The 25735-nt window shown below is 65.5% G+C and carries 22 protein-coding genes; 11 read left to right on the top strand and 11 right to left on the bottom strand.

What is annotated here, in order from left to right:
- Nucleotides 1-19: 19 nt before the first annotated feature.
- The 10 genes from hypF to U1E26_03515 all read right to left on the bottom strand — a co-directional run bounded on the left by hypF (nucleotide 20) and on the right by U1E26_03515 (nucleotide 11652).
- A complete protein-coding gene (gene hypF / locus U1E26_03560) occupies nucleotides 20-2368 on the bottom strand; it encodes a carbamoyltransferase HypF (GenBank protein ID MDZ4168718.1) in 2349 nt (782 codons plus the stop codon).
- Nucleotides 2365-3009: a hypothetical protein gene (locus U1E26_03555; GenBank protein ID MDZ4168717.1), complete on the bottom strand. Its 645-nt coding sequence runs from the start codon at nucleotides 3007-3009 to the stop codon at nucleotides 2365-2367. The genes hypF and U1E26_03555 overlap by 4 nt, the downstream gene beginning before the upstream one ends.
- A 39-nt stretch (nucleotides 3010-3048) precedes the next feature.
- Nucleotides 3049-5004: an aldehyde ferredoxin oxidoreductase family protein gene (locus U1E26_03550; protein ID MDZ4168716.1), complete on the bottom strand. Its 1956-nt coding sequence runs from the start codon at nucleotides 5002-5004 to the stop codon at nucleotides 3049-3051.
- Nucleotides 5001-6182: an iron-containing alcohol dehydrogenase gene (locus tag U1E26_03545; GenBank protein MDZ4168715.1), complete on the bottom strand. Its 1182-nt coding sequence runs from the start codon at nucleotides 6180-6182 to the stop codon at nucleotides 5001-5003. Before U1E26_03545 ends, U1E26_03550 begins: the two co-directional genes overlap by 4 nt.
- The gene (locus U1E26_03540; protein ID MDZ4168714.1) at nucleotides 6179-6844 is read right to left on the bottom strand and encodes a hypothetical protein; all 666 of its coding nucleotides are present in this window, start codon (nucleotides 6842-6844) and stop codon (nucleotides 6179-6181) included. The genes U1E26_03545 and U1E26_03540 overlap by 4 nt, the downstream gene beginning before the upstream one ends.
- Before the next feature lie 81 nt (nucleotides 6845-6925).
- Complete coding sequence (locus U1E26_03535; GenBank protein MDZ4168713.1) at nucleotides 6926-7177, bottom strand: hypothetical protein; 252 nt, start codon at nucleotides 7175-7177, stop codon at nucleotides 6926-6928.
- Nucleotides 7178-7184: 7 nt separating this feature from the next.
- Nucleotides 7185-7505 carry a thioredoxin gene (gene trxA / locus U1E26_03530; protein MDZ4168712.1) on the bottom strand — a complete coding sequence of 107 codons (321 nt, stop codon included), beginning with the start codon at nucleotides 7503-7505 and terminating at the stop codon, nucleotides 7185-7187.
- 25 nt (nucleotides 7506-7530) lie between these two features.
- Entirely contained in the window at nucleotides 7531-8478 is a 948-nt protein-coding gene (gene trxB, locus U1E26_03525) for a thioredoxin-disulfide reductase (protein ID MDZ4168711.1), read from the bottom strand.
- Nucleotides 8475-9608, bottom strand: coding sequence for a PIN domain-containing protein (locus U1E26_03520; protein MDZ4168710.1), 1134 nt, complete (start codon nucleotides 9606-9608; stop codon nucleotides 8475-8477). Before U1E26_03520 ends, trxB begins: the two co-directional genes overlap by 4 nt.
- 94 nt (nucleotides 9609-9702) lie before the next feature.
- The gene (locus U1E26_03515; protein ID MDZ4168709.1) at nucleotides 9703-11652 is read right to left on the bottom strand and encodes a DUF6049 family protein; all 1950 of its coding nucleotides are present in this window, start codon (nucleotides 11650-11652) and stop codon (nucleotides 9703-9705) included.
- A gap of 193 nt (nucleotides 11653-11845) precedes the next feature.
- On the opposite strand from U1E26_03515, the gene lon reads away from it, so the two are divergent.
- The 3 genes from lon to U1E26_03500 are packed head-to-tail and all read left to right on the top strand — an operon-like array spanning nucleotide 11846 to nucleotide 15780.
- Nucleotides 11846-14248 carry an endopeptidase La gene (lon, locus tag U1E26_03510; protein ID MDZ4168708.1) on the top strand — a complete coding sequence of 801 codons (2403 nt, stop codon included), beginning with the start codon at nucleotides 11846-11848 and terminating at the stop codon, nucleotides 14246-14248.
- A 36-nt stretch (nucleotides 14249-14284) separates the two neighbouring features.
- On the top strand, nucleotides 14285-15226 hold the full coding sequence (locus U1E26_03505) for an NAD-dependent epimerase/dehydratase family protein (GenBank protein ID MDZ4168707.1): 942 nt from the start codon (nucleotides 14285-14287) through the stop codon (nucleotides 15224-15226).
- Nucleotides 15199-15780, top strand: a complete 582-nt coding sequence (locus U1E26_03500; protein MDZ4168706.1) for a uracil-DNA glycosylase family protein — start codon at nucleotides 15199-15201, stop codon at nucleotides 15778-15780. The genes U1E26_03505 and U1E26_03500 overlap by 28 nt, the downstream gene beginning before the upstream one ends.
- A 78-nt stretch (nucleotides 15781-15858) precedes the next feature.
- Here U1E26_03500 and U1E26_03495 read toward each other — a convergent pair whose 3' ends face one another.
- The gene (locus U1E26_03495) at nucleotides 15859-16047 is read right to left on the bottom strand and encodes a 4Fe-4S binding protein (GenBank protein ID MDZ4168705.1); all 189 of its coding nucleotides are present in this window, start codon (nucleotides 16045-16047) and stop codon (nucleotides 15859-15861) included.
- A gap of 318 nt (nucleotides 16048-16365) precedes the next feature.
- On the opposite strand from U1E26_03495, the gene dnaK reads away from it, so the two are divergent.
- The 8 genes from dnaK (at nucleotide 16366) to U1E26_03455 (ending at nucleotide 25735) form a co-directional block, all read left to right on the top strand.
- Entirely contained in the window at nucleotides 16366-18273 is a 1908-nt protein-coding gene (dnaK, locus tag U1E26_03490) for a molecular chaperone DnaK (protein ID MDZ4168704.1), read from the top strand.
- 2 nt (nucleotides 18274-18275) lie between these two features.
- The gene (locus tag U1E26_03485; protein MDZ4168703.1) at nucleotides 18276-18842 is read left to right on the top strand and encodes a nucleotide exchange factor GrpE; all 567 of its coding nucleotides are present in this window, start codon (nucleotides 18276-18278) and stop codon (nucleotides 18840-18842) included.
- Nucleotides 18843-18848: 6 nt separating this feature from the next.
- Nucleotides 18849-19940, top strand: coding sequence for a molecular chaperone DnaJ (dnaJ, locus tag U1E26_03480; GenBank protein ID MDZ4168702.1), 1092 nt, complete (start codon nucleotides 18849-18851; stop codon nucleotides 19938-19940).
- Nucleotides 19941-19988: 48 nt separating this feature from the next.
- Nucleotides 19989-20387 carry a MerR family transcriptional regulator gene (locus tag U1E26_03475; GenBank protein ID MDZ4168701.1) on the top strand — a complete coding sequence of 133 codons (399 nt, stop codon included), beginning with the start codon at nucleotides 19989-19991 and terminating at the stop codon, nucleotides 20385-20387.
- 1 nt (nucleotide 20388) lies between these two features.
- Nucleotides 20389-20538, top strand: coding sequence for a hypothetical protein (locus U1E26_03470; GenBank protein MDZ4168700.1), 150 nt, complete (start codon nucleotides 20389-20391; stop codon nucleotides 20536-20538).
- Between the two features lie 176 nt (nucleotides 20539-20714).
- Complete coding sequence (locus tag U1E26_03465; protein MDZ4168699.1) at nucleotides 20715-22094, top strand: sugar transferase; 1380 nt, start codon at nucleotides 20715-20717, stop codon at nucleotides 22092-22094.
- Between the two features lies 1 nt (nucleotide 22095).
- Nucleotides 22096-24945: a VanW family protein gene (locus U1E26_03460; GenBank protein MDZ4168698.1), complete on the top strand. Its 2850-nt coding sequence runs from the start codon at nucleotides 22096-22098 to the stop codon at nucleotides 24943-24945.
- A gap of 25 nt (nucleotides 24946-24970) precedes the next feature.
- A complete protein-coding gene (locus U1E26_03455) occupies nucleotides 24971-25735 on the top strand; it encodes a Wzz/FepE/Etk N-terminal domain-containing protein (GenBank protein MDZ4168697.1) in 765 nt (254 codons plus the stop codon).

The raw sequence follows: 25735 nt of genomic DNA, 5'->3' as shown, positions 1-25735 counted from the left end.
TGCCGGTACCGTACCGGGCTCATTCGCTCCGGCGCCGCGCCCACGCGACGACGGCCTGTCCAAACGATACTGCTGCATCATTCGTTGGTAACTTGACATGCGTCAAGGGGACGAGTCCCGCGGCTTGAACCTTACGCACCGACTCTCCCAGCACGATGCGGTTCATGAAGACGCCCCCGCCGAATGCAACGTGTCGGGCGGGAGCATTGCGAGCAAAATCCGCGCCGAGCCGGACTATACAACGCACCACCGCACGATGGAAACGTGCTGAGATGACCCCAGCGCCGTCAGCGGCGGCAACGTCTCGGAGAACGGCATCCAGCACGGGCACCGGATCGATGATGAGCGGCTCCCCGGGTCCGCCAGGCTCGATCAGACCGAACTCGTAGGCGCCGGTCTCGTCCGGATCGGCACATGCCTCGAGGCGGATGGCCGCCTCGCCCTCGTAGCGCGCATCATCGGCGACACCCGTGAGTGCCGCGACGGTGTCGAAGAGCCGCCCCATCGAGCTTGTCAGCGGGCAGTTGATGTTGCCGTCGATCATCGCGATGAGCGTGCGCTCTTCGCCGTCGGCGAGCCGCGAGCGCAGCGGCGCGGCGCCCGGGTGCTCGAGCAGGCCCAGGGCGTGCAGCGTGCCGACGGCCATGCGGGCCGGTCGGCGGATGGCGGCGGCACCCCCGGGCATCGGCACGTAGCGCAGGTGGGCAAGGCGCTCGTAGCCTTCCCAGTCAGCGAGCAGCACCTCGCCGCCCCAGATGCGTCCGTCCTCGCCGTATCCGGTGCCGTCGAACGCGAATCCGACGACGGGTTCGCTGATCCCATGCTCTGCGCTCACCGAGACGACGTGCGCGTGGTGGTGCTGTACCGCAACCTTCGGCAACGGCGAGGCCAGCGCCCACTTCGTGGAGAGGTACTCCGGGTGGAGGTCGTGTGCGATGACGTGCGGTTCCACGCGGAAGAGGTGTTCGTAGAGCGCCATCGTGTGTTCGAGGCTCTGAAGTGTTTCGGCGTTCTCGAGGTCGCCGATATGCTGGCTGACGAACGCATAGTCGTCCTTGAGCAGCGTGAACGTGTTCTTCTGCTCGGGGCCGATGGCCAGGATGTGCGTATCGGTCTTGAACGGCAGCTTTATCGGGTGGGGTGCGTACCCGCGTGCGCGGCGCACCGGCTCGATGAGTCCGTTCACCACGCGGACGACGCTGTCGTCGTAGCGCGAGTGGATCTCGCGGTCGTGGAGCAGGAACGCATCAGCGACGGATGCGAGGCGCTCGAGCGCCTCGGAGTTGTCAGTGGCGATGGGTTCATCTGAGAGGTTGCCGGAGGTCATCACAAGGGGTCCGCCGACCCGCGCCAGGAGCAGATGGTGCAGTGGCGTGTAGGGGAGCATCACGCCGATCTCGGTCAGGCCATCGGCAACGCCGAGCGCCAGCGACGTATCCTCGACGCGACGCCGCACCAGCACGATCGGCTGCACCGTGCCGGTTAGCAGCGAGGCCTCGGTCTCATCGATGCGGCACATCTGCTGCGCAGCAGCGAGATTGGGAACCATGACGGCGAGCGGCTTGCCCCAGCGGTGCTTGCGTTCCCGCAGCCGTCCGACGGCATCGGAATCGCGCGCATCGCACGCGAGGTGGAATCCCCCGAGCCCCTTGATCGCGACGATCTGTCCGCCTTGCAGTCTTCGAACGACCTCGCCGAGGATCTCTTCGCTCCGCGTGGCCTCAGTGGCGCGGTCGCGATGGGGCCGCGGCGCGACCTCGACGCTCGGCGCCCATAGCCAACCATCCGGAGAGGCAGGTGCGTTCAGGTAGAGGCGCGGGCCGCAGACGAAGCAGGCGTTCGGCTGCGCATGGAAGCGGCGGTTCGCAGGGTCGGCGTACTCCGCTTCGCACTCCGGGCACATCGGGAAGTCGCGCATCGTGGTCATCGGCCGGTCGTAGGGCACGTCGTCGATGATGGTGAAGCGGGGCCCGCAGTTCGTGCAGTTGGTGAACGGGTAGCCGTGGCGTCGGTCGTCCGGGTTCGTCAGATCCGCCAGACACTCGGGGCAGGTTGCGATGTCGGGCGACACGAGCGTCATCGCGCCCGCCTCGGCGTATGACTCGCGGATCTCAAACGTCGTGAACCCCTCTGGCTCCACCGCTTCAGTCACGATCGACTCGATGGCAGACATCGCCGGCGCCGCGGCGCGCAGCGTCTCGGGGAATGCAGCGACCAACGCGGCCTCGCCCTCGACGACGCAGTGGACACCGTCAGAGGCGTTGAGCACCCAGCCGGTCAGGCCCTGCGACACGGCCAGGTTGAACACGAAGGGGCGAAAGCCCACGCCCTGCACGATGCCGGTGACGTGCAGCTGGAGCGCCGTCACGCGTCGAGCGCCCGCTTCTTGTGGGTCTCGGCCACGAACCGGTTGTTCATGAGCACGAACAGCTGATAGGCCTGATCCAGCAGCATCATTGCATCGAGCGCGGCCCGTGCATCTAGTGTCTCGCGCGGGTTGTCGAACGATTCGCCGTGGATGAATGCGTTTCGCATGCTGCGCATCTGCCGCCATCGAATGGGGAAGTCGCGGTAGCCGAGTTCGGCCGCCATCTCCTCGAACTTCTCGCCAGCCAATGTGGGGAAGAGTTTGCCCAAGCGCATCCCTACCGAACGTTCGGTGTCCAGCACGAGCGCCACCACTTTCGGTTCGGCCCCACGTGCCGTCATCATCCGGGCGAGGATGTCCTCGAAGACGGTTTCGAGGAACGTCGAGACGAGGATGACGACGACCTCGTGCTCTCCGTCGCGGTGGTAGCCACGGATGCGCTGGTCGAAGCGGCGCAGGCGGTCGGCGGGAATCCTGCGTCGCGAAGCTCCTGTGGACTGGCAGTTCGGGCACGGCACCTGGCCGTTCTCGAAGCCGTTCTCAGGCGAAAGGAACAGGCAGGTCGGGCACTCGTGAAAGACCGGAGGCCGATCGCGAGGAGGACCGTTGTGCTGGCTCTTCTTGTCGTTGTTATTCGACATGGAAGGAATGATACCGCTCGCGAGGGTTTCGGTGCGCGCTCAGTCGTGCGCGCGCGCATCCTTGAGTCCAAGGCGCCTGAGCAGCGAGGCCTTCGGGCGGCCGGCCGCATCCCACCCGCGGTGGCGATAGTAGGCGCGGGTGAGGTCGGCGATGGGCACCGGCCGTCCCGGGTTGCCCGGCTCAAGGTTCTCGGTCAAACTCCGCCCGGGCAGGGTGTCGTCAGCCGCGGTGACGCCGAAACGAAGCGCCAACTCCCGCTCCAGCGCGAAGCCACGGCGACCGACCTGCCAGAAGCCGCCGAAGCCCCAGCGCTCACCTGTGGCCAGCTCGATGGCCCGGATGTGCGGGATGAGCGGCATCGGGATGGCAAGCATCCCGCTCGGAAGGGCCCGCAGGAGTGCGAGTGGCCCCGAGGCTATCGACAACGCAGCCGTCACTGCGTGACCCAGTGGTTTGCGCTTGTGCCGCACGACCGGACCCGGCAGGACGGCGTAGGTGGTGAACAGACACGTTCCCGTAGCCGAGACAGCCTCCATGAGGTCCTGAAACATCGCAGTCAGTGCCGGCTTGCCCCTGGTCGAGGTGCGCTTCATGTCCAGCCCGAGTCCTTCGAGCGCGACCATGTAGCCGCCGTTGAGGTGGCAGCCTCCGCGGTTCGAAGTCGCATAGCCCAGCGCGTGTCCGAAGGCGCCTCGCGGCTCGTACGCGGCCAGCTCGAGGCCTTTGACGTGCATCGCATAGTCCGAGGCCTTGTAGCGTGCCCCGAGCGCGCGGGAGCCGTCGGCCAGCTCAGCGCCGAATCTCCGGCGGTACGCGATATCTGACAGCAGGTCGAGCAGCCCGTCAGTGCTTCCGAAGCGCACCGGGAAGTCGGCGACACCCTGCTCGGCCAGTTCCATAGCTAGCGAGAGCGTGACGCCGGTCGTCATCGTGTCCATGCCGAGATCGTCGAGGAGCACGTTGGCTCGGCAGATGAAGTCGAGGTCGGGATTCTCCAGGTTGGAGCCCATGAGCACGAGCGTCTCGAGTTCCGGACCCTTGACCGAGCGGCCATCCACCTCCACGACCCGCGCGCATCGGATGGGACAGCTCATGCAGCCACTCGTGCGTGTCAGCCGGGTGTCGGCCATGCGCTGACCGGACAGTTCGGACGCACCGTCGAAGCGTCCGCGTCGATAGTTGGATGTGGCGACGATGCCCAGCTCCTGCATCTCGGGCAGCAGACCACCCGTCCCGTAGGCGGGCAGCAGCTTGCCGGTCAGAGGATGGGCCTTGAGCGTCGATGTCCACGCCTTGATGTGGGTCGAGAAGCGCTGCGGATCCGCGAGAGGCACGTGCTGGCTGCCGTGAGCAGCGAGCCCCTTGAGGTTCTTGGCTCCCAACACCGCACCCAGGCCGGCGCGCCCCGCCGCCCTCTCTCCGGAAAGCAGCGCCGCGTACCGGACGGCGTTCTCTCCCGCCGGGCCGATGACGAGTGTCCCGCAGCGTGTCGGCGTGGAGGACGAGGCACCGTCGGTTGGCGTGCTGGTACTGACGGCGGCCGCGAGGGCGCTCTGGGTCGCCGAGGTGGTCAGGCCCCATACGCTCGCGGCCGGATGGAACTCCACACCCTCTTCACGCACCTCGAGCCAGACGGGCTCGCTGGCGGCACCGGTGATGACGAGTGCGTCGACGCCTGCCTTCTTGAGATAGACGCCGAACGGTCCACCGCAGTTGCTCGAGGCGACGATCCCGGTCAATGGCGAGAGCGAACTCACATTGAACCGCGACGTGGAGGGAGCGCCACTTCCGGTCAAGGGCCCGGTGCTGATGACGACCACGTTGGCGGGGCCCAGGGGGTCGCACCCCGGCTCGAGCAGGTCGTAGAGGATCTTGGCGGCCATGACCTTCCCGCCTACGAACGCACGCCTCTCATCCGTGGACCAGGGGTACTCGCGTACCGAGCTGCTGGTCAGGTCGATGTGCAGGACATGTCCGGCCCATCCGCCGCTCATAGCGCGGCCTCAAGGATTCCGAGAATCTGATTGAGATCGGCGTCACGAGGCGTGGTCGACATCGATCCGTCGTCGAGCGCCGCCTGCGCGATAGCCGGCAGCATCTTTACTGTGATGCCCACTTCGCTCAAGCGTGTGGGCATGCCCGCACCGCGCGCGTCGCTCAACAGGCGTCGTACGGCGGCGATGGATGCACTCGGGCGGGCTTCGGTCGGCGTTCTCGCGTACTCGTCCGGCCCCGCCAGATGAAGCAACAGCTCCCCGTACCGCTCCGAAGTCACGGGAAGGTTGAACTCCATGCACCACGGCAAGAGGATGCCCATCGCCTCGCCGTGAGGGGCTCCGGCATGTCCTCCGCACGCGTGACCTATGGCGTGGACGATGCCGACCATGGCGTTGCTGAACGATGCACCCGCCAGCGCAGCCGCCGTCGCCAGTGCGTGGCGATGCGAGGCGTCCCTGCCGTTTGAGAGAGCGAGTGGCAGGTGGTCGCGAATCAACTCGACGGCGGCGCGCGCGTAGGCGTCGGAGAGCGGGTTAGCCTGCCGGCTCGTGAATGCTTCGACGGCGTGGCAGAGCGCGTCCATCGCCGTGGAGGCGGTCAGCCGGGGAGGGAGTCCGACGGTCATGCGCGGATCCAGCACGGCCACATCGGGAACCAGTTGCGGGGAGACGAACGCCATCTTCACGTCACGCACCGCATCCTTGATGACCGCGACGCCCGTGACCTCTGAGCCGGTCCCGGCGGTGGTGGGGACCGCCACGAGAGGCACCATGGCGCGGGCGTTCACGATGCCGGCTCCCCGTCGGTCCATGAGATCATCACCGCCGATCGTGAGGACGAGACTCGCCCCCTTGGCAGTGTCGAGAACCGATCCGCCACCCACTGCCACGATGCCATCGCAGCCGGACTCACGATAGGCGCGAGCCAGGTCGTTTACGACCGACACCGAAGAGTCGACGGGCACCTCGGCGAACACGGCCACGGCAGGGGTGCCCCCGTCGGCGAGTGCGACTGACACGATGTCGGCAAGGCCAAGCTCCCTCAACTGGCGATTCGTCACGAGGATCGGCCGGCGCACTTCCATCACGCCGAGCTCGTAGGGGATCTGCTCGATCGCATGCTCACCGGCGAGCAGCTTGGCTCGGTTGGAGAACTCGAAGTAGGCGGGAATCATGTGCCGGCCTCCTGTCGGGGCGCCGTGAGTTCGGCGGATCCGTCTTCCGATGGCCCGCGCGCTACGTCGGGGGTCGCGATCGGTGCAGTGCGACGCAGGAGACCGGCGTACGCCCGCACGTGACCGAAGGGCTCCCGGGTGGCAGGCCGCGGTAGGATCCTTCGAGTCATGAGATTCGGGTAGAGGTAGCCCTCCACGATGTGGAGGCAGCGCACGAGCGACATGGCCAGCCCGATATCGCCTGCGACGGTCGCTCGGTTCTCGGCGAAGCCCTGGAGGATCGGCTTCACCCCAAGCAGGACGGGCACGGCGGCGTCGGCGCTCTTGAAGCTCACGAGCAGGGTCGGCACATGAGCGCGACCTGACCCCAGCGCGGTGAGCCGCTTGCCGGTCAGGCGCAGACTCGTGCGTGGGCTGCCGGGCAGGATAGCCAAGGTCACCGTCGTGTCGTCGGGCCACGATGAGACTTCGGCGCGGACGCGCGGATCGATGCGTGCGCAGGCGACAAGACCTCGCCCCATCACCGCGAACACGAGGCCTGCGACAGCACGCTTGGCGCGTTTGGCCGTGATCATCACCGCTGGTGCCATCGCTGCCCCTCCGACGCGCGAATCGAGCCGTGACCAGTGTAGCGCTGCGCGCAGGGCTTCAGCGCGCACCATGCAAACGAGCCCCCTCGGTGACTGAGGGGGCTCGCGGTGTTCACCTGCGCGAAGGCCTCATGGGCCAGCGCGTCGCATTCGCTAGACGAGCTCCACGCTGGCGCCGGAGTCGCCTGCCGTGCCGTCGAGCTCGTTGGCTGCGTGGTCGAGCTTCGCACGAGCCTCGCCGAGCAGTACCGAAGCCTGCGCGACGCTCACGCTCGGACGACTGAGATCGGCCTGATCTGCAAGGTGGTGGATCTGCTCCAGCCACTGCTGAGCCATGGCCAGCGCGTCATCGGCTTGGCCGATCATCAGCTTCATCTGGTCGGGGTTGACGCCCTTCTGGCACATCAGCACATCACAGCCAAGCGGAGAGGTCGTCGAGAAGCTTCTTCTTCGGCATCGCTCCGACGAGCTTCTTCACTACCTCGCCATCCTTGAAGACGAGGAGCGTCGGAATCGACAGCACGTCGTACTTCGTGGCGGTGGTCGGGTTCTCGTCAACATTCAGCTTGCCGATGGTGATGCTGTCATGCTCGGCCGCGAGCTCCTTGAGTACCGGCTCCATCATGCGGCACGGGCCGCACCACGGTGCCCAGAAATCGAGCAAGAAGGCCTTGCCGCTTGCTCCGACGGTTTCGTCGAAGTTCGCATCGGTCACCTGTACCAGGTCCGCCATGTGAAACCCCTCTTTCTGCCGGTTATCAGATACTGCACACGGTCGCGCTGTCGATATAGCGTAGTGCCTCGAACGCCGCTGAGGCACCCTTCGCCGCCGCGGTTATCACCTGCTTGAGTTCCGAGTCGGTCACATCGCCCGCTGCGAACAGGCCAGGAACCGACGTTCGACCGTCGTGGTCGATAAGGATGTACCCGCTATCGGCCAAGTCGCACAGGTCTCGTGCGAGCTCGTTCATAGGGTGTACTCCTACGAAGATGAACACGCCGTCCACCGGCAACACCATTTCGGGTTCACCGGCGGTGGATGCGAGCCGCACTCCGGCGACCTTTCCGTTCTCGCCCAGTATCTCGGTGACGGTGCGGCTCCAGTGCATCTCGATCTTGTCGTTGTTGAAGCAGCGCTCCTGGAGACACTTGGTGGCGCGCAGCTCGTCGCGCCGGTGGATCACATGAACGCGTGAGGCGAACCTCGTGAGGAACATCGCTTCTTCGACCGCCGCGTCTCCGCCGCCGACGACGCACACGACCTTCTCCTTGTAGAGCGCGCCATCGCACGTGGCGCACCACGACACGCCGCGCCCGGTGTATTCGGCCTCGCCCAGCACACCGAGTTTGCGCGGGATGGCGCCGGTGGCCAGGATCACCGAGGTCGCCACGAACTGCTCGTCCTCGCACGTGAGCTGAAACGTCCCGTCATCGAGCTGCTCGATGCGGTCGACGGGCGAAAACGTCCTCAGGATTGCACCGTGCTCCTCGGCTTGCTTGGTCATGAGATCGCCGAGCTCAGCACCCGACAGCCCCTGGGGGAACCCGGGATAGTTCTCGACCCAGTCGGTGGTGATGATCTGTCCGCCAGGGATACCGCGCTCGAAGACGACCGTCTTGGCCCGCCCGCGAGCGGCGTACAGGGCTGCGGCAAGCCCGCCGGGCCCTGCGCCGATGATCGCGATGTCGATTCTCTCGTTGCTCACTGCGTTGCTCCTTGCGTCTGCTCTGCCGATGCGTCTTGGCTGGCTTTGATCTGGGCGATGAGGGCTTCGGCTTGCTTCTGTATCGCGTGCAAGTCCGGATCCGCCTTCGTCAGCTCGACGACCTTCTCGAACTGCGTGAGCGCGCCCTCGAGGTCGTTGCGGCCGTTCAGTAGCACTATTCCGAGATTGTAGTTGCCGTTGACGTGGTCCGGCTGTGCCTCCAGAACCTTGCCGATCTCCTGGATCGCCCGGTCTGTCTGGCCGGCGTAGAACAACAGGGTCGCCAGATCGGCTCGCGCATCCAGATTGTCCGCGGACAGGGTCAGGTAGCGCTGGTAGTACCTCAATCCGGGCTGCGACCATCGGATCTGCGAGGCCGGATCCTCTTGTATGCGGGCTTGCTCGGTGAGCCCGAAGTAGAAGTTCGCCATCCGCAGCAATGCCTCCGCGTCATCCGGGTTGTTCTCGAGCGTCACCAAGGCGTCCAGCGCCTGCTGCTGGCTGGGGCTCAGCAACTGCTCGAACTCGGTCGGAAGGCTTGCGGTACCTGCTGAGGGAGGCCGAGTCGACCACACGATGACGATGATCGCGGCGAACACGCCGAGCGCGATGGCCAGGATGCCCAACGGGACCTTGTAGCGCTGGAACGGACGGATGATGTAGCGGCGAGCGAAGCCGCCCTCATCCCCGTCGCCGTAGCGCATGACCGTCATGCCAAGCGTCTGAGCCTTGAGGAGCATATTCAAGTCGTTCGTCACCAAAGTGACTTCGCATTCAGGGCCCTCGGTCTGACAGGTCTGCATGGCGGTGGCGAGAATCTTGTCGTCGGCCTGTCGTGTGCTCAGGCCCTCAGGTAGGGGCCGATCGGTATCGAGCTGGGCCACCCGGAGGGTGCCGCCGTCGGGGAGTGATACCCCCTCGATCAAGGAGCCGTCCTCGCCAAGCTCAAAGAGCAGGCGGGTGACCTCCCGTCCACGGAAGCGAAGGTCAGGATCGACGCGCGCGGTCTTGATCTTGTCCAGCTCGCCCAGGACCGTCTCGGGGATGACGACCTCAGCCCGCGGGAACGACAGTACGGCGTTGGGATCTGCGAGCAGGACGTTCGTGTCGAGGATGACGACCTTCCTCATCTGATGACCTTTCGACGTGTGGTTCAGCGTGAACGCGAACAACGCTCGTTCGCGTGAATCGATGCGGGCACCCCTCCGGCCACCATCATCCCGTCTAGTGTACGCCGTCGGCGTCATCGGCATCGACGTCGGCGATTCGCACACGTCGGACGATGTAAGCCAGCATCATGCCGAGAATCACCAGCACCCCCCCAACCACGGCGATGCGATCCAGGTACGAGGCCCTGACGGTGACTTCCGCGCTATCGAGCACCAGCTGACCTGCAAGGATGTCGACTGCGAGCCGCCCGGAGACTGAATGGCTGAGGTCTATGGGGATTTCGAGGAACGACTCACCCGGCTCAAGCGCCAAGGTGGTGACCTGCGAGTCGAGCACGTGCGCGCCGCCACTGGCCCGGGCGCGGACCGTGACCGCCAGAGTGCGATCGCCGGCGTTGCGGACCGTGATCGGCACGTCGCCTTGTGCCCCGGCGAGGGTGATCGGCTCAAGCGCGAGGTTCACGCCGCCGAGTGCCGCGTCGGCGAGGCGCTCGGCGGTCGCAGCGAACGCACGTCCGCGGTCGGCGGCTGCCCATCGTCCATCGGGACCGGCCCACGCAGAGCACTGTGCGATGAACGAGTCTCGCTGAGCGGTGACAGCGTCAGGCGCCCCCTCGCCCGCCGCGGAAGAGAGCGCATTGGCCGACTTCCGGGCGGCGGCCACGACCCCCCAGTAGTCGGCAGGCGCCCCATCGGAGCTCCGGGCCGCGAGCAGCTTGACCGTGCGCTTGGTCGGGCGCACGGCATCCCGAGCGGTGCGGAATCCCGCCCAAGGGGCAAGCTCCATCGATCTGACGAAACCACTGAGGGCAGCGACCTCCGCATCGCCGGGCCCCAGCTCGATCACGGCGGTGAGCGGTCCGAAGGCGTCATCGTCGATGGCGCGAGCGAACGCGGCGCTCACGGCCGCAGACGTGTCCTCTGATGTGATAGCGCTCGAGAGTCGGGAGTCTGCCACGAGGACGGTAAGTCCCCCGGGCTGGGTCTGATACGAGGTGGGCTGTGCCGTGGACTCGCCCGTTCGGGTGCAGTCTGCCTCCACAACGGCGTAGCGCACACCCGCTTGCGCGAGGCGGGTGATCGCACTTGACGGGATGCACCCGTTCGCGGGGACCGTTCCCGTCGAGGGTGTGGTCTCGAGCGCAGCGAACGTCGCCGACAGGCCCTGCTCATACTGGGGGAACACGTCGGCTCCGAGGCCTGCAGCCTCGAGGTCCGAAAGCGCCGGGTCCGAGTAGCCAAGCGATGTCAGTTCGAGCCGCCCGGTACCCAGGGCGCCGCGCAGTGTTTCGAGGGCGTTCGCGTACTCCTTGCTCACGGGCGAGTCCGCGGGAATCGTTTCGACGCCCTCAGGCCCGATGAACTCGTAGCCATCGGTGATGCGGCTCCACTCCTCAAGCAGTAGCGGCGAGATGGCGAGCGTCACCCGCGCCGTGGGCTCGCTGAGTACCCATTCCGCCAGCCCCTGGGCGTCGTCGCGTGATCGCGTGAAGCGCGCCGGGTCAGCGACGAATCGCCCCTCCGGGTCGGCCAGCGGTTGGCCGGAGATGCGAGTGACGAGGGCGATCGTCAGGCGGGGCTTCGCTTCGTCGTAGACCCGCAGTCCGGTCTTCAGCGAGGCGGTGCGCTGGGCGCCGTCACCACTTACGACTACTTCCGCCTCCACAGGGTAGACGCCGGGCAGAAGGTCGAGGTCGTCGGTGGTGCGTTCGAAGAAGGTCTCAACCGACCCCGGCGAAGTGACCTCGAGCGAGCGCGTGCGCTGAAAGATCAGTCGACCGGTCGGTCGCTGGACACGAAAGCGAACCCACACCCGTGTCGCGTCGCGCGGCACACGAGTCCGCACGAGGTAGCCGAAGGTCCCGCCTGCGGCGATGGAGGGGTGCGTCGTCTCCAAGGATGCGACCGCGCCCGGGAGCTTTGAAGTCACCGTCTCCACGCGCAGCGCTGCCGCCCGGCTGCTTCGCTTGGTATCCGGCTGGGCGACGCCGGGTACCGCAGGCACCGCAAGCCCCACGACCAAGGTCAGTGCCAGGACGCGTGGCAGTGCGCGCCTGAGCGCAGTATGTGGTTCCTGTCTGATGAAGGCTCCCCGCTCCGATCACACGCAGCAGGCGCGCTTACGGGTACGTGTACCATAGGTGCGATACGGGCAAGTAGGATTATCGCACGCCCACCAGAGAGGACTTCGATTCCGCATGTCTCAGCGCGAGAACTCCACAGTCGTGCCGGAGCTGCTTCCGCTCATCCCGCTGCGCGACGTCATCCTGTTTCCGAACCTGGTCGTCCCGCTCTTCGTCGGCCGAGAGCGCTCGATTCGCGCGCTCGAGGAGGCGATGCGCCAAGAGCACGTGGTGGCGCTTGCCACCCAGCGTCACGCAGAGGTGGGGGATCCGGAGCCCGGAGATATCTTCGAGATTGGCTGCATCGCCACCGTGATGCAGGAGCTCAAGCTGCCCGACGGCACGGCCAAGGCGCTCGTCGAAGGCAGTTCGCGCTTCAGAATCCTCGAGTACGTGCAGACCGATCCGTACTTCATCGTTCGAGTCGAGCACATCGAGGAGCCGCTGGGCGTCGATCTCGAGACCGAAGCGCTCATGCGTACCCTGATATCGGACTTCGAGAAAGCGGCGGAGCTCGGCAAGCCGATTCCGCAGGAGGTGCTCGTCGCGGCCTCGGCGATCGAGGAGCCGGGTCGGCTCGGCGACTTCGTCGCGTTCCATCTCAATCTGAAGGTGGAGGAGAAGCAGGAGATTCTCGAGGCCATCGGGTCGGCTGAACGCCTTGAGCGTGTCGCGCGGTTCTTGCGAAAAGAGCTCGAGATACTCGAACTTGGCAGCAAGATCCAGAATCGCGTCAAGGACCAGATGAGCCAGTCGCAGCGAGAGTACTTCCTGCGCGAACAACTCAAAGCGATTCAACAAGAACTCGGCACGTTCGATGAGACGCAGGCCGAGATCGACGAGTACACCAACAAGATCCGTGAAGCGAGCATGCCTGAAGCGGTCGAAGAGAGGGCGCTCAAGGAGCTGGGTCGGCTGGAGAAGATGCCGTCCGCTTCCGCTGAGACCGGTGTCATCCGGACCTACCTGGACTGGCTGATCGGGATGCCGTGGAACGATGAGTCCGAGGAGAAGCTGGACCTCGTTGAGGCCCAGGGGATCCTCGACACGGACCACTACGGCCTCGAGAAGGTCAAGGAGCGTGTGCTCGAGTATCTTGCTGTCCACAAGCTCACCGACAGGATGCGTGGTCCGATCCTGTGCTTCGTCGGACCTCCCGGCGTGGGCAAGACGTCCATCGGTAGGTCGATAGCGCACTCTCTCAACCGGGAGTTCATTCGGATCTCGCTCGGAGGGGTCCGAGACGAGGCGGAGATCCGCGGTCACCGGCGCACCTACGTAGGGGCTATGCCGGGCCGTATCGTGCAGCAGATCAGCCAAGCGAAGACCCGCAACCCGGTCTTCATGATGGACGAGATCGACAAAGTGGGCATGGATTTTCGGGGAGATCCGACGTCTGCGCTGCTCGAAGTCCTCGACCCGGAGCAGAACTACGCGTTTCAGGACCACTACCTCGAGGTGCCCTTCGATCTCTCTGACGTCATGTTCATCACCACCGCCAACCTGCTCGACCCGATTCCGGCGCCGTTGCGCGACCGCATGGAGGTCATCCACTTCCCGGGCTACACCGAAGACGAGAAGCTCCATATCGCACGCCGGTACCTGGTGCCCAAGCAGCTGACAGAGCACGGACTGACTCCGGGCCGCCTCGATGTGACCGATGCCGCGATCAGCGAGATCATTCGCAGGCACACCCGAGAGGCGGGTGTTCGCAACCTCGAGCGGACCATCGCGGCGGTCTGTAGACAGGTGGCCCGCAAAGTGGTCGAGGGCAAGCGCGGCAAGACCACCGTCAGTCCGCGAACGCTGCACAAGTACCTCGGCCCCCCACGGTTCTCGTTCGGCCTGGCCGAAGAGAAGGACGAGATCGGCGTGGCCACTGGCCTCGTCTGGACGGAGGTCGGGGGCGACGTCATCTTCATCGAAGCCACAACGATGCCCGGGAAGGGCGCCGTCATCTTGACGGGCCAGCTCGGTGACGTCATGCGCGAGTCCGCGACGGCCGCACTCACCTACATACGCACACGCGCCAAGAGTCTGGGTGTCGAGGTCGACTTCGCTGACACCAGCGACCTGCACATCCACGTACCCGCCGCCGCCATACCCAAGGACGGCCCGAGCGCGGGCATTACCATGGCCACGGCGCTCGCCTCGGCACTGGTCGGCTGTCCCGTCAGGCGGGATCTGGCCATGACCGGCGAGATCACGTTGCGGGGGCACGTGCTGCCCATCGGCGGTCTCAAGGAGAAGCTGCTTGCCGCGCATCGGGCCGGCATCACGACGGTGCTCATACCGAAAGACAACACGCGTGACCTTGAGCTCCTGCCGCCCCACGTGCTCGAGGATATGGCGGTCGTCCCGGTGGAGACGATGGACGAGGTTCTCGCACTCGCGCTGGTCAAGGGCTGTGGTCCGGGCAAGTCTCGTGGCACCGGAGTGAGCAAGAAGACGTCGCGAGCGAAGCCCGCGTCAGGTTAGCGTCGGCACGTACGTGTGCTCACGAGGAGGTAGTGGGTGAAGGTTCTTGTCACCGGCGGAGCCGGTTTCATCGGCAGCAACACGGTGTTCGCGCTGCTCGCCGCCGGACACGATGTGCTGGTCATCGACGATCTATCGACCGGCCACATGGGCAATCTCGACCCCCGGGCCAGCTTTCGCAAGCTCGACATCCTCGACGACGAGACTCGTGTGGTCATCGCGGAGTTCGCTCCCGAAGGCGTCGTACACCTTGCGGCCCAAGCGAGTGTGAGTGTCTCCGTGGCCCAGCCCGAACGTGACCGGGCGGTCAACGCCGAGGGTACCCGGAGGATCGCAGTCGCGGCGCGCGATGCGGGTGCTCGCGTGATGGTGTCGGCGTCAACAGCTGCAGTCTACGGCGAGCCGGAGATGGTCCCGCTCATTGAGACGGCGCGCAAGGCCCCGATGAGTCCCTACGGGTCATCGAAGCTCGAGGCCGAGGGGCTCATGGCCACCGAGCTGCGGGGGAGCGGCACAGACTTCGCCAGTTTCCGTTTTGCCAATGTCTATGGACCGCGCCAAGACGCGGCGGGCGAGGGCGGGGTCGTGGCGATATTCTGCGACCGCATGCACCGCAGCGAGCGCCCCGTACTGTTCGGAGACGGGTCGCAGACGCGGGACTTCGTGTTCGTGGGCGACGTCGTGGCTGCGATCATCGCGGCGCTCAGCGCAGCAGCTCCCCTGGCCGCTGAAGGGCCGGACGGGCCCGCGTACAACGTGGGGACCGGCGAGCGGACGAGCGTGAATCAGCTTCTCATGTCGATGCGCGTGGCCGCCGGGTACTTCGGGCCGTCGGATACCGCTTCTTCCCGCGAAGGGGACATCCTCCATAGTGCACTCTCCCCATCCAAGGCGCAGGCCGCGCTGGGCTGGCGCGCGGGCGTCGAGCTGGAAACGGGACTGGCGATGACATGGCGATGGTTCGCGGCTCAGGGGTGAGCGAGAGCTTCGAAGAGCGGAGTGTGCGGCTTCGGGCGTCGTACGAGGCCAAGGCTCGCGCTGAGCTAGCCGCGGCTGACGCCCTTGCGCCCGGAGCGGACACCGTGCGCTGGAGCGGGGACCCACTCGCGTCCGTGGTGGTCGTCAAGGGCTCGCCCGGGCCCGCCGAAGCGTGCGGCGGCCCTGCGTTGAGTGGTGCCGACGGCGAGGCGCTTCACAAGGCTCTGGAGGCGCTCGGATGGGATCCGCCGCTGGCGTTCATGACACTGTCGTCACCGATATCCGGACTTGACGACGGTGCGCGCGCAGCGCGACTCCGTCTGCAGGTCGAAGCGATCGACCCGCGCGTGGTGATCGCCCTTGACGCGGTTGCGGCGGACGACCTTGCACGCGCGTTTGAGATTCCCTCACTGAAGGCGGGCTCGCCGGTGGTGTCGGACGGAAGGCGCATCGTCGTCCTGAGCGGGTTTGAGGCCTCGCTCGGTGACGAGCGGCTCAAACGCACGGTGTGGCGAGAGCTGAAAGCCGCAGCGCCGGATGGCCCGGTATTCTGATGCATCGGCCCCGAAAGGGCCCGTGAAGATGAGAAGGGCGCCCACTGGCGCCCTCAGACTCACGTGATCGCTGCGGACCTAGTCCTGCTCGATCTCGGTGATCGCGCCCATCGGGCAGACCTCCATGCAGGCTTCGCAGCCGTTGCAGTTCTCGTCGTGAACCGGCTCGGCCGCATCCCCGACGATCTCGAGCACATTGCTCGGACACTCGTCCACGCAGATACCGCAGGCCGAACAGTCATCCTCGTTGATGATGGGTCGGGGCATGCTCACTCCTTAGTGCGATGGCGCGGTCGGCGCTCTCTGGCCGCCCGTGTTTCGTGCGTACCTTACCCACCTCCCGTGCACGTGTAAAGGGGTGAGTCTCGCGAAACACAGGACCGGTTCGGGAAGAGCGGAAGGGCACGGTGCGACGGTGGTTTGGCGTAGGGGTTCGCCGGGTAGAATATGGGTCGCACTGGCACATTACTTGACAATGGGACGCTTAGATATTATCTTCGGTCGGCGGTCGGGATGAACGGGCCGCACAAAACGTCGTAGGCGCGGGGCATGGTGCCTCGCGATGTGAAAGGGGAGCGAGACAAGATGGGCAAGGTCATAGGTATCGATCTGGGCACCACGAACTCGGCAATGGCGGTCCTTGAGGGCGGCGAGCCGAGCATCATCGTCAACCAAGAGGGCGACCGCACGACTCCTTCAGTGGTCGCGTTCCGCAAGGATGGCGAGCGCATCGTGGGCAAGGCCGCCAAGAACCAGGCGGTCACCAATCCGGACAACACGATCACATCGATCAAGCGATTCGTCGGACGGAAGTTCGCCGAGACCGTGAGCGAGCGCAAGACGATCTCCTACAGCGTGGTCAAGGGCAAGGACGGTCGCAGCAGCGTCGAGATCGAGGGCAAGGACTACACGCCCGAGGAGATCTCGGCGATGGTGCTGCAGAAGCTCAAGGCCGATGCCGAGAAGTACCTGGGTGAGACCGTGACGCAGGCCGTCATCACCGTGCCGGCCTACTTCAACGACATGCAGCGGCAGGCCACGAAGGACGCCGGCAAGATCGCGGGCCTGGAAGTGCTGCGTATCATCAACGAGCCGACCGCAGCTGCGCTCGCCTACGGCCTGGACAAGGGTCACGAGAATCAGACGGTCCTCGTCTTCGACCTCGGCGGCGGCACCTTCGACGTGTCGGTACTCGACATCGGCGAGGGTGTGTTCGAGGTCAAATCCACTAACGGCGACAACCACCTCGGCGGCGATGACTGGGACCACATGGTCATCGACTGGCTCGCCGACAAGTTCCTCGGCGACACCGGCATCGATCTGCGCGCCGACAAGATGGCGTTGCAGCGTCTCAAGGAGTCCGCGGAGCGCGCCAAGATGGAGCTCTCGTCGGCACAGACCACTCAGATCAACCTCCCGTTCATCACCGCCGACGCATCGGGTCCCAAGCACCTGGACTACTCGCTCACACGTGCTGAGTTCGAGAAGATCACGAGCGAGCTGCTCGATCGCACCAAGAAGCCGGTTGAGTCCGCGATGAAGGACGCCGGTGTCAAGGTGGGCGACATCGATGAGGTCATCCTCGTCGGCGGCTCGACCCGCATGCCCGCGGTCCAGGAGATCGTCAAGAAGATCACCGGCAAGGACCCGCACATGGGCGTGAATCCGGACGAGGTCGTCGCAGTTGGAGCGGCGATCCAGGGCGGGGTTCTCGCGGGCGACGTCAAAGACATTCTGCTCCTCGACGTGACACCGCTTTCGCTGGGTGTCGAGACGCTCGGTGGGGTCATGACCAAGCTCATCGACCGCAACACCACGATCCCGACTCGCAAGAGCGAGGTCTTCACGACCGCGGCAGACAGTCAGACCTCTGTCGAGGTTCACGTGCTGCAGGGCGAGCGCGAGATGGCATCGGCGAACAAGACCCTCGGCCGATTCCACCTCAACAACCTCCCGCCGGCGCCCCGCGGCGTGCCGCAGATCGAAGTGGCCTTCGATATCGACGCCAACGGCATCGTGAACGTGTCGGCCAAGGACATGGGCACCGGCCAGGAGACCAAGATCACGATCACCGGCTCGACGGCGCTCTCTGACGAAGAGGTCGACACGATGGTCAAGGACGCTGAGGCCCACGCGGACGAGGACCGCAAGATCAAGGAGCAGGCCGAGGTCCGCAACACGGCCGACAGCCTCGTCTACGCCACTGAGAAGTCCCTGAAGGACCTGGGTGACAAAGTCCCCGCGGAGACAAGGACCGCATGCGAAGAGGCGATGGCCGACGTGAGAAAGGCGCTTGAGGGCGACGATGTCGATGCCATCAAGTCCGCGACCGAGACGCTTCAGGAGGCCAGCTACAAGCTCGCCGAGATCGTCTACCAGGACGTCCAGTCCTCATCGGGCGCCGATGACGGCGCGGACGCTGCACCGGCAGAACCTGCTGATGACAACGTCGTCGACGCCGACTACGAGGTAGTCGAAGACGAGGAAGCGTAGTCATGGCCGACGACGAAAGAGCTCTCGACTCTGCGGTTCCGGATGAGTTCGATCCGGAACTTGCAGATGACCTCGGGGCCGAGCTCGAGTTCCGCGGCGACGTCATGGAGGACGAGATCGAGAGCGCGCGCGCCGAGGCTGCCGATTGGCGGGACAAGGCGACGCGCGCTCAGGCCGACTTCGAGAACACCCGGAAACGACTCGAGACTCGGCACCAAGACGCCCTGCTCAGAGCAGGGGAGCGCATAGTGGAGGCACTTTTCCCCGTTCTTGACGACCTGGATCGCGCCATCGATCACGCCGTCGGCGACGGCAGCGATATCACCGAGGGGCTCGACGCAGTACGCCGCAAGCTCCTCGACGTGCTCGTCCGGGAGGGTTGTACGCCGATCGATCCCTTCGGGCAGCCGTTCGACCCCAACCGGCACCAGGCCGTTCAGATGCAAGAGTCCCTCGAGGTCGCAGACCACACCGTGGTCGATGTGTTCCAGAAGGGCTATGAGATGCACGGGCGTGTGCTGCGTCCGGCGATGGTCGTGGTGTCTACCGGAGGCCCGGCGGGAGAGTAGGCGACTATGGCGCCGAGCAGCAACTACTACGACGTTCTGGGCGTGAGGAAGGACGCCTCGTCCGACGACATCAAGAAGGCGTTTCGCCGCCTCGCCCGTAAGCACCACCCCGACACCGGTGGCGACGAAGAGAAGTTCAAAGAGATCAACCAGGCTTATGAGGTCCTCGCTGACGGCGAGAAGCGCAAGCAATACGACCAGTACGGTCAGTACTTCAGCGGACAGGTGCCACCCGGCGCGGGCCGGCCGCAGGGGGGCAGGGTGCGTGTCGACAACGTCGACCTCGGCGACCTGGGAGACCTGTTCGGTAGCGTATTTGGCGGGGCGGCCGGTCGAACACGTGGTCCCCAGCCAAAGCGGGGGCACGACATCCAGATGGAACTCGGCCTGACATTCGAGCAGGCGTACGAAGGTAGTTCGGTCAGAGTCGAGGTCGAACGCACAGAGCCTTGCGATGCATGTGCGGGCAGCGGGGCCAAACCCGGGACCTCGCCGGTCTCGTGTGCGCCATGCGGCGGACGCGGTGCCGTGAGCGATGGTCAGGGCATGTTCGCGTTCTCGCGGACGTGTCCGACATGCGGTGGCAGTGGCACCGTCATCGAGGAGAAGTGCTCGAAGTGCCGTGGCGCCGGCAGGGTGAGGCGTCGGCGCCCCCTCACCGTCAACGTGCCCGCGGGTGCGACCGACGGGGGAAGACTCCGGTTCAAGGGCAAGGGTGAACCGGGCGAGGGCGGCGGCCCGGCTGGTGACCTGTACGTGGTAACACGAATCTCGCCGCACCCCTACTTCAGCCGCGATGGGGCCGATGTGGTGCTCGAGTTGCCGATCTCCGTGGCGGAGGCGGCCCTCGGCGCGGAGGTCCGGATCCCCACTCCGGACGGCGGGCGCGCGAAGCTGAAGATTCCCTTCGGCACACAGCACGGCAGGGTGTTCAAGATGAGCGGGAAGGGCGCTCCCCGACTCAAAGGCACCGGTCAGGGCGACCTGCTCGTCAAGGCGAAGGTGGTAGTGCCGCTAAGCCTGTCGGAGCGGCAGAAGGACCTGCTCGGGGAGTTCGTCGCGGAAGGTCACGAGGATATCAGAGCACACATCGGATGATTCCTGGGCAGACGCGCGCGTCTGGCATGCGAGGAAGGTCTCACGCACATGGCACGGACAGGCAGGGAGCGACCCCTCTACATGATCAGCGTGGCCGCGGACCTCGCGGGCGTGCACCCTCAGACGCTGCGAATCTATGAGCGCAAACAGCTCATCCAACCCCAGCGCTCGGGTGGCAACACCCGGCTGTACTCGGACGCCGATATCGAGCGGTTGCGGCTTATTCAGGAGTTGACGCAGGTCGAAGGCATCAATCTCGCCGGAGTCACCCGCATCATGGGGTTGCAGTGCGAGATTGACGCGCTCCGGGCCGAGCTGGCCTCTGCGCATGCCCACATCCGGCGCCTCGAACGCGAGCGCCTTCAGGCCGAACGTGCGCGCCACGTGCGTACCGCGCTCGTTCGCGTGCACAGAGGACCGGTTGCCCGCAGAGAGGGCGGTGAGTGACATGGCTGACATCCCGAAGCCGCAGTTGGACGAGCGTGACGGAGCAGCCGGGTCCACCTCGACCGTGCAACGCACAGGCGACCGTCGGAGCGGCTTCGTTCGCTGGCTCGAAGGCGTCAACAGTGGCGAGCGCTTCGGAGGGCACGGTTGACAGGCGGTCGCCTGGGTGTGGACACGCCTGATCAAGGGTCGGCCGGCGCCGGCTTGAAGCGTGAAGCGGTAGCGCCCTCGTGAAGGGCGTGCACTGTGTCTATAGAAGCGTTGCGTATATAATCATCTGTTACGACAACGGTGAGGGAGGTCAGGGGCTTGTCGGGTCAAGTTGCGATGAATAGTGATAAGCCTCGCGGCGCATGGAAGCCGAATAGGCGCTGGCCTGCGCTGCTCGGTACCATCGACTTCGGGATGGTGGCTCTGGCTGTCCTGGTGAATCAGGGCGCCCCCCGAGAACTGCTCATCGCGTTTGCGGTGGCGGTCCCGCTGGTGGCGCTGATGACGGGAATCTACTCGACCCGACTGCACTTCGACGCCCTTGCGCGCGCTCCGCACATGGTCGGAGTGGTGACGGCGGCATTGATGCTGCTTGTGACCCTCGACTTCCTAGGGGTCGAGCTCGGGGCAACGCCGCAAGACGTGCTGGGTTTGTGGCTCGCGGGAGCCGTCCTGGTGCCACTCGGCAGGTTGTTGGCTGCCCCGGTATACAACGCGTTGTTCCGAAAGGGCGACACGCGTCGGGCGATCATCATCGGCAGCGGTTTTGCTGCGGTGCTTGTCGCGGAGAAGATCGAGACACATCCGGAGCTTGGACTCGTGACCGCGGGTTTCGTCGATGATGGGCCGCGCACCTCGGTGCGCGGACGCAGCGAGCCATTGGTTGGCGATGTCTGCCAGATACACGACATCATCGATTCCACGGGCGCCGAGGTCGCCATATTCGCCTACACGCACAACCCGACCGAGGAGATGCTCATCGCGCTCTACCAGATGCCACCGAAGGTCGAAGTACTCATGATGCCGCGATTCTTCCAGTTCGTGAGCGCTGGGATGAAGGTCGAGGACCTCGCGGGGTTGCCCCTGCTGCGCCTTCATCGCCATGAGCTGACTGCGCCCGAGCGTTTCGTGAAGCGCGCGGAGGACCTGATCATCGGGGGTCTCGCCGCGCTACTGTTGCTGCCGCTCCTGCCTTTGATCGCGCTGGCGATCAAGCTCGATTCCCCTGGACCCGTCTTCTTCAAGCATGAGCGCATCGGTCTGCGCGGTAAGCCGTTCTACATGTACAAGTTCCGGTCGATGTCCGACGGTGCGGACAAGGACAACGAAGCGCTGGAGCAGTTGGGCGAGGACGACGCGCGTGGCCTGAAGAACAAGGCCGACTCGCGAATAACCAAGGTCGGTGCGTTTCTTCGCAAGTCCTCCATCGACGAGTTGCCCCAGGTGATCAACGTCCTCAAGGGCGAGATGAGCCTGGTCGGTCCTCGCCCTGCGGTGGCGGCCGAGGTCGCAGTCTACGACGAGTGGCAGAAGAAGCGCCTCTCAGTCGCCCCCGGCATCACCGGCATCTGGCAAGTCAACGGTCGTTCCGACGTGCCGTTCGACGAGCGAATCTGGCTTGACTTCATGTACATCGACTCGTGGTCCGTGTGGCTGGACCTGAGTGTGATGCTCAAGACGATCCCCGCCGTTCTTACAGCGAAGGGTGCTTACTGACATGACACGCGGCGTGCGCGAGGGGGCCGAAGAGACCTTGTCGCCACGTGTGCTGTTGGTGTCTCAGCCGACCACTGCGGGGACGGCACGCCACGTCGCCGACCTGGCGGCCGGCCTGATTGCGAGGGGCACTGACGTCACCGTCGCGTGCCCGACGAGCGGCATGTTGCCTGAACGGGCTCGTCACGACGGGGCGTCGGTCGTTGAGCTTGCGATGAAGCGCGAGATCAGCCCGCTGAGCGATGCGCGCGCGTTCTTCCGGCTGATGCGCCTGTGCCGTCAGCTCAGGCCGGACGTGATCCACCTTCACAGTTCGAAGGCAGGTTTCCTCGGACGCCTGGCGGGCCGGATGGCCGGCGTACCGGTTGTCGTCTTCACGCCGCACTGCTGGTCGTTCCAGTCGGCAAGCGGGCGAAAGCGGCGCATCTACCTGGCGCTGGAGCGGTTCGCATCGCGCTTCTGTGATGTGACCGTGACCGTATCGGAGCAGGAGCGCCGCGAGGCCGTCGAAGAGGGCGTGCTGTCCTTCGACAAGGTCCGCGTCATCCACAACGGCGTCGGGCCGCGTGACTTCCAGGCCGCGCGCTCAGCGGTGCGCGACATCCCGTTCGTCTCGGTGGGACGGCTCGACGAGCAGAAGGGCTACACGTATCTGCTCCAGGCGCTCGCGGGCCTTGAACCCGGTGCGCAGGGCATCAGCGCGACCCTCATAGGTGACGGCGCTCTGCGTGCGGATCTCGAGCGCGAGGCCGCGGAGCTCGGTGTCACTGAGCGCGTGCGCTTCGAGGGCGAACACGACGACGTAGGCGAGTACCTGAGGCGCTCACGGGCATTCGTGCTGAGCTCCCTATGGGAAGGGCTGCCCTACACGATCATCGAAGCGATGGCTGCCGGCCTGCCCGTGATCTGCACCGACGTCGGCGGATGCAGCGAACTCGTTGTGGATGGTCAGACGGGATTCGTCGTGCCGCCGCGCGACCCCGCCGCGCTTGCCCAAGCGATGCAGCGCCTGCTGCACGACGACCTGTTGCGGATCGCGATGGGTACAGCAGGGTATGAGCGCGCCCGTTCTTTGTTCCGCGTCGAAACGTGCGTCGAGCGCAACGCCGAGCTGTACGCTGAGTACCTGGAGAGCGCTGCTGTCACGGCCGCTGTCAGAGGTCGGCGCGCGTTGTTCTCGCCTGCTTGGACGGCCATTCTTCTCACGGGCGCCCTGGCGTTGGTCGGAGTCCTTGCCGTGTCTGAAGTCGCGCTGGGCGACCGCATCGCAGACGGAGTGCGGGTTGCCCGTGTCGACGTGGGGGGGATGACGCGCGACGAGGCGGTCGCCACGTTGGCCGCCGTCGGCGACGCGCCGGTGACCGTCGAGATCGTCGAGGAATCCACCGCAATCGAGATCGTGCCCGCCGACCTCCGGCTCGAGGCCGGCCAGGCGGCCGAGGCAGCCTACCTTGTCGGGCGGGTGGGGGCCGTGCCCCGGCGGGTGAGCGAGCGCGTCGACGCAGCGCGCGGTCGGCTTGTCCTGCCTGTCGAGGCGGAGCAGACCTCTGCCGTCGCCACGGTGGTGGCCCAGGCGCGGACGGAGCTGGAACGGACCCCGGTCGACGCCCGCTTCGAGATCTCTGATGGCGAGCTCGTGGTCGTCCCTGACGCACCGGGTGTGCGCGTCGACGAGCCCGCGTTCCGGCGCGCGCTTGGCGCCGCCGTGCTCGCCCGCACGCAGGCAGAACGCACCGTGCGGGTTCCGGTCACCCAGGTTCCGGCCGCGGTGACAGCGACGGCGGCCCATGAGGTGTTCGCCCCTGTCAAAGAGTGGACGGCACGCGACGTGACAGGCAAGACCCCCGGCAAGGACCTGGCGTTTCCGCGCGAGCGCGTGGCCGAGCTCGTGACTGTCGTCGAAGGGAAACCCGCGATCTCCGAGGCGTCGCTTGCTTCCTTCGCGAACTCATCCCACGTCGCCGAGCAGGCGCCCGTAGACGCGCGCTTCACGGTCTCAGGGAACCGGGTGAGCATCGTTGAAGGCAAGCCGGGTACGACTCTCGACACCTCAGCCAGCGTCCAGGCTCTCGAGAAGGCTCTCGATGCCGGCGAGGGGTCGTTTGACCTTGCGCTCGCGAAACGCCAACCCAACGTCACCGCTGACGACCTGAGGCGCACCGGTATCGACCGCGAGATCGCTTCGTTCACCACACGCTTCCGCCAGGGCCAGGACGGCCGTGATGTGAACATCAGCCTCACGGCCGACCATATTCGTGGAGAGGTGCTGGGAATCGGAGAGACGTTCTCGCTCAACGAGATCACGGGCCCGCGCAACAAGGCGACGGGCTACCAGGAATCACTCATATTCTCCAACGGGAAGGTCGTGCCAGGCGTCGGTGGAGGCGTGTGCCAGGTTTCGTCGACGGCGTACCAGGCGGCGTTGCATGCGGGCCTCAGGATCGTCGATCGGCAGAGCCACTCAATGGCCGTCACCTATCTCGGCCCCGGCCTGGACGCGACCGCGTACTACCCGATCGTGGACCTGCAGTTTCAAAACTCACGGAGTTCGCCGGTCCTCGTGTGGGCCGATGTCAAAGGCGATGAGCTGACGGTGAGCGTCTATGGAAGTGGCGAGAAGCCCGACGTGAGCATCGAGACCGAGGTGAAACGCACGATCCCGTTCGAGGTTCGCGAGGTGCTTGACAAGACGCTCGCACCGGGGAGCCGCGTCGTCGAGACGGTGGGCCTGCCGGGATATGTAGTAGCGTCGTATCGCAACTTCTTTGAAGATGGACGCATGGTGCGGCGCGAAGCGCTGGGAATCGACGAGTACCAGCCGCGGCACCAGTACGTGCGAGTCGGGTACTGACGAGGGCGACGGAAGGTAACGGCACATGGAGACGTGGGATTGGGTACCGTTCCTCAAGCGGCGCAAGGTGTCGATTGCGGTCGTCACCGTTCTGACAGTGGCGGTCACTATGGCGGTGACGTTCATCGTTCCGCCCACCTATCAGTCGATAGCGATTCTCATGGTGCAGCCGCTCACTGATGGCCAGCCGCTGGCCAATCCGACGGCGGTACAGCTGGTGGCACGCAACATGGGCGAACTCGTGAAGAACCCTGCAGTGGAGAAGGCGGCGGCCAAGGCGCTCGGGCGCGCGGGACTCCAAGGCGAGCCGGAGTATCGCGTGACCGAGGGTACCGGTCTTGTGCAGGTCATCGTCGTGGGTACGAGCCCAGAGCAGTCCGCGAAGGAGGCCAACGCGCTCGCGGCGGCCTTCATCATGGAGAAAGGCCGGATGCTCGAGAAGATGACGGTTTCGAGCAACGCGATGATCGAGCAGCAGCTGGCGTCGCTCCGTCAGCAGATCGCCGACACCGAAGTGAAGCTGAACGAAGCTCGGCAGGTGACTGATGGTGAGGGCGAGGTAGACGCGATCCAGGAGTCGCTCGACTCACTGAAGACCGCGTACGAGGGTGTGCTCTTCGAATCGCAGCAGCTTCCCAAGGCGCGTGCGACTCTCTCCACCTCGATTCAGCAGATCGTCGAGGCGGTCCCCGAGCCTGAGCAAGTGAGCCCACGTCCGGCGCTCAACCTCGGACTCGCTATCGTCGGCGGCATGCTGCTCGGTATCGCCTACGCCCGGGCCACGGACTGA

The sequence above is a fragment of the Coriobacteriia bacterium genome, assembly GCA_034370385.1.
Lineage (GTDB): Bacteria > Actinomycetota > Coriobacteriia > Anaerosomatales > PHET01 > JAXMKZ01.
Note: the sequence above shows the minus strand (reverse complement) of the source record. Positions and strands in the feature narration are given on the sequence as shown.

Coding starts and splice junctions, on each gene's coding strand:
- U1E26_03555 (MDZ4168717.1), bottom strand. CDS start 3,009: ATGTCGAATAACAACGACAAGAAGAGCCAGCACAACGGTCCTCCTCGC.
- U1E26_03550 (MDZ4168716.1), bottom strand. CDS start 5,004: ATGAGCGGCGGATGGGCCGGACATGTCCTGCACATCGACCTGACCAGC.
- U1E26_03545 (MDZ4168715.1), bottom strand. CDS start 6,182: ATGATTCCCGCCTACTTCGAGTTCTCCAACCGAGCCAAGCTGCTCGCC.
- U1E26_03540 (MDZ4168714.1), bottom strand. CDS start 6,844: ATGGTGCGCGCTGAAGCCCTGCGCGCAGCGCTACACTGGTCACGGCTC.
- U1E26_03535 (MDZ4168713.1), bottom strand. CDS start 7,177: ATGTGCCAGAAGGGCGTCAACCCCGACCAGATGAAGCTGATGATCGGC.
- trxA (MDZ4168712.1), bottom strand. CDS start 7,505: ATGGCGGACCTGGTACAGGTGACCGATGCGAACTTCGACGAAACCGTC.
- U1E26_03520 (MDZ4168710.1), bottom strand. CDS start 9,608: ATGAGGAAGGTCGTCATCCTCGACACGAACGTCCTGCTCGCAGATCCC.
- lon (MDZ4168708.1), top strand. CDS start 11,846: ATGTCTCAGCGCGAGAACTCCACAGTCGTGCCGGAGCTGCTTCCGCTC.
- U1E26_03500 (MDZ4168706.1), top strand. CDS start 15,199: ATGGCGATGGTTCGCGGCTCAGGGGTGAGCGAGAGCTTCGAAGAGCGG.
- U1E26_03495 (MDZ4168705.1), bottom strand. CDS start 16,047: ATGCCCCGACCCATCATCAACGAGGATGACTGTTCGGCCTGCGGTATC.
- dnaK (MDZ4168704.1), top strand. CDS start 16,366: ATGGGCAAGGTCATAGGTATCGATCTGGGCACCACGAACTCGGCAATG.
- U1E26_03485 (MDZ4168703.1), top strand. CDS start 18,276: ATGGCCGACGACGAAAGAGCTCTCGACTCTGCGGTTCCGGATGAGTTC.
- dnaJ (MDZ4168702.1), top strand. CDS start 18,849: ATGGCGCCGAGCAGCAACTACTACGACGTTCTGGGCGTGAGGAAGGAC.
- U1E26_03475 (MDZ4168701.1), top strand. CDS start 19,989: ATGGCACGGACAGGCAGGGAGCGACCCCTCTACATGATCAGCGTGGCC.
- U1E26_03470 (MDZ4168700.1), top strand. CDS start 20,389: ATGGCTGACATCCCGAAGCCGCAGTTGGACGAGCGTGACGGAGCAGCC.
- U1E26_03465 (MDZ4168699.1), top strand. CDS start 20,715: ATGAATAGTGATAAGCCTCGCGGCGCATGGAAGCCGAATAGGCGCTGG.
- U1E26_03460 (MDZ4168698.1), top strand. CDS start 22,096: ATGACACGCGGCGTGCGCGAGGGGGCCGAAGAGACCTTGTCGCCACGT.
- U1E26_03455 (MDZ4168697.1), top strand. CDS start 24,971: ATGGAGACGTGGGATTGGGTACCGTTCCTCAAGCGGCGCAAGGTGTCG.